Here is a 2,183-nt window from a genome sequence, read left to right as displayed (position 1 = left end):
TTGCCATTGGTCTGGTTGCTTTTCAATAAAAGTAAACTGTGCTCATGGAAAAAGTGGGTGATTATTTTTATTCTTTTCCCTGCGTTTACAATTTTTTTAAATGCGGCATTCAATTACGGCTTTCTAAACTCCTCAAAGTCTCGTGTGTATCAATCATTGATAATTTTTGATATAGGAGGGATTTCACATTTTTCTGGAAAAGACTATTTTAAAGAGGCTTGGGACAGCAAAGAAGAGAGTAAGGTGATTTCTACCTGTTACGATGCTGGAGCATGGGACGGTTATGCTTGGGGAGATTGTAGCTTTGTTCTAAAAGAAAATACAAAACTCTGGCACTTGGAGTGATGGTTCGTTAATGAAAAAGTGGGTCACTAGCATATATCATGAGCCTAGTGCTTACCTAAAGCATCGATATGAAAACTACATGAAGTTGTTGTGGCATCCAAATGCAGTGTTGGACAGCCAGACAATGGGAATTTCGGATGGTTTAAAATTTGAAAAAACTGGGATGTTCAGAGCTCTTGAAATGACAACTAAGCTATTCAAAGACACGTTCATATTTAAACCCGGATTCTGGCTCATAGCCTCCTTTGTATTTTCATTCTATGGACTATTTACCCGCAAGAGTTTTGCAAGAGATGTTTTTCTTGCCTTGAACACCTCAAGTTTCTTGTATCTTCTTGCGTACTTTTTTGTTGGTGTCGCTTCGGATTATAGATATGCATACTGGTCAATCCTGGCTACATCGGCAAGCGTGCCGTTTATCTTACTATCAATAAAAACAACGAAATAAATTTAATGAGGTTGGTATGTATTATCGTGGTCAGCATGTGGCGTTAATCGTTCCCTGTTATAACGAAGAAGCAGCAATCGAAACAGTAATTCGTGGATTTCGTGATGCCATGCCAGAGATTGATGTTTTCGTTTTTGATAACAACTCGACTGATCGAACGATCCAAGTTGCAAACAATGTTGGAGCCAGGGTGATTTCTGTGCCACTGTCAGGCAAGGGAAATGTTGTACGTCGCATGTTTGCTGATGTCGATGCAGACATTTACGTAATGGTTGATGGGGATGCAACTTATGATGCAAGTGCGGTTCGAAGCCTTGTCGACAAGCTACTGGACCACCATCTTGATATGGTAGTCGGCTGCAGAGAAACCAAAGAAGAAATTGCAGGAGAGGCTTACAGACGCGGACATCAGTGGGGTAACTATATATTGACGCAAAGTGTCGTTAAAATATTTGGGGGAAATTTCACTGACATGCTTTCTGGTTACCGGGCTTTCACGCGCAGATATGCAAAATCATTCCCCGCCCTTTCCAATGGCTTTGAAATTGAAACTGAGCTGACAGTACACGCGTTAGAGCTTCGCATGCCGTATGGCGAGGTAATGACAGCCTACGGAACTCGCCCGGAAGGGTCTGTCAGCAAGTTATCTACATACCGGGATGGCTGGAGAATATTAAAGACGATTGGCCGGCTCTATATCAGCGAACGTCCTTTTGCCTTCTTCGGGATTTGTGGCTTCATTCTGGCATTGATATCGATATTGCTGGGATTCCCGCTGCTAACGGAATATTTACGTGATGGACTTGTGCCACGGCTACCAACTGCTGTACTGGCGGCATCGATAATGATGTCTGCGGCGTTATCATTCGTCTGCGGGTTAATCCTGGACAACGTGACCCGAGGGCGACATGAAATGAAACGGCTGGTCTATCTCGGAATACCCCTACCGCGCGTGGACGCAGAAAGATGATGAAAATTCTGAGAGAATTTTTTTTCTTCGGAATTAGTGGCATTATCGGATTTTTGGTTGATACTGCGGTGCTTTACCTTTTACGTGGATGCTGGGGACCATTCATCGCGAGAGGTTTCTCATTTTTCGCCGCAGTGCTCGTGACTTGGCTATTCAATCGAGCTATTACTTTCAAAAAAAAACGCTCGGGGATGAATCCTCAAAACGAATTTTTCTCATATTTGCTCCTTATGCTGGGTGGAGGCGTAATTAATTATGGCCTTTACAGTTGGCTGATTACCGCATATAAAATAGTTCTTGAGAATCCGATTATTGGTATTGCAGCAGGAAGTATTGCTGGCATGGTTGTCAATTTAGCGACATCAAGATTCATCCTGTTTCGTAAAGACATAGGATCATGAATTATGGTTCTGTCGCATT

The 2,183-nt window shown here is 42.6% G+C and carries 3 protein-coding genes and 1 pseudogene; all 4 read left to right on the top strand.

Annotated elements, in window-relative coordinates:
* A pseudogene (locus YALDO0001_RS22110) lies at positions 1-345 on the top strand (hypothetical protein); the annotation flags it as partial.
* Between the two features lie 10 nt (positions 346-355).
* Complete coding sequence (locus YALDO0001_RS22105) at positions 356-793, top strand: hypothetical protein (RefSeq protein ID WP_252830407.1); 438 nt, start codon at positions 356-358, stop codon at positions 791-793.
* Positions 794-809: 16 nt separating this feature from the next.
* A complete protein-coding gene (locus YALDO0001_RS19230) occupies positions 810-1,763 on the top strand; it encodes a glycosyltransferase (protein WP_004705620.1) in 954 nt (317 codons plus the stop codon).
* The gene (locus YALDO0001_RS19225) at positions 1,760-2,164 is read left to right on the top strand and encodes a GtrA family protein (RefSeq protein WP_042840633.1); all 405 of its coding nucleotides are present in this window, start codon (positions 1,760-1,762) and stop codon (positions 2,162-2,164) included. The genes YALDO0001_RS19230 and YALDO0001_RS19225 overlap by 4 nt, the downstream gene beginning before the upstream one ends.
* Positions 2,165-2,183: the final 19 nt, after the last annotated feature.

This window comes from Yersinia aldovae ATCC 35236, from assembly GCF_000173735.1.
Lineage (GTDB): Bacteria > Pseudomonadota > Gammaproteobacteria > Enterobacterales > Enterobacteriaceae > Yersinia > Yersinia aldovae.
The sequence above is the reverse complement of the archived record's forward strand: the minus strand, read 5'-3'. Positions and strand labels throughout refer to the sequence as shown.